1 protein-coding gene is annotated in these 673 nt (G+C 42.6%); it reads right to left on the reverse strand.

Going from position 1 to position 673, the window contains the following annotated elements:
• Positions 1–32: 32 nt before the first annotated feature.
• Positions 33–416 carry an SCP2 sterol-binding domain-containing protein gene (locus tag GW12_RS06365; RefSeq protein WP_034585080.1) on the reverse strand — a complete coding sequence of 128 codons (384 nt, stop codon included), beginning with the start codon at positions 414–416 and terminating at the stop codon, positions 33–35.
• Between the last annotated feature and the right edge of the window lie 257 nt (positions 417–673).

Consider the following 673-nt stretch of genomic DNA (forward strand, 5'->3'; position numbering starts at 1 on the left):
ATTTCATCGAACTCAGGTTACGTAGCAATCTATCAGGTAGTTTGCTCAAGCACTTTTTTGAACAGGTCTTTTTGTTCTTGGCTTGGCTTGGCAGTTTGCAGTGCCATCAACTGAGACATATCCCCTTGCACCTTGATTTTGCCAGTCATGAAAGCTTGCATTGCAGCAGCCATGTCAAACTCAAGGAAAACTTTACGTAGTGTTTCTGCGTCCATATTTAAAGTTGTCTTGGCATTTTCAGACAACCCTTTTTTGATCGATCCACCATCTAAAGATAATTCAGTATTACCTGTAGTGTCAGTTACCACCAGATTAATTGCAAGATTTGCAAGCGCTGGTGCCAGATTCAGGTCACCTGCCTGAGCAGTTAGAGTTTCTACAGTTGAAAACCAATCATCAGTTAAAAAAGCAGGCATGATCTTTCCTCAATTTATTAGTTTGTGTGTGTCGTCTATCCAGACAACATCATCTTGCAGCTATTTTGCTTGCAGATTGTTATATCACGATCATTTACAGAATGGCTATCGAATTTTGTACGCAGCGTTCAATTTTTGTGGGGAACTTACTATTTTTCTGTATTCTACTTTCCACAATTGACATCCTCTCCGACCTAAAAAAAGGAGGGATGTCCCCCCCCCCCCCCCCCCCCCCCCCGCGGGGAGACAGAAAGTAC

It is taken from the genome of Acinetobacter sp. HR7 (genome assembly GCF_000773685.1).
Taxonomy (GTDB): Bacteria; Pseudomonadota; Gammaproteobacteria; order Pseudomonadales; family Moraxellaceae; genus Acinetobacter; species Acinetobacter thermotolerans.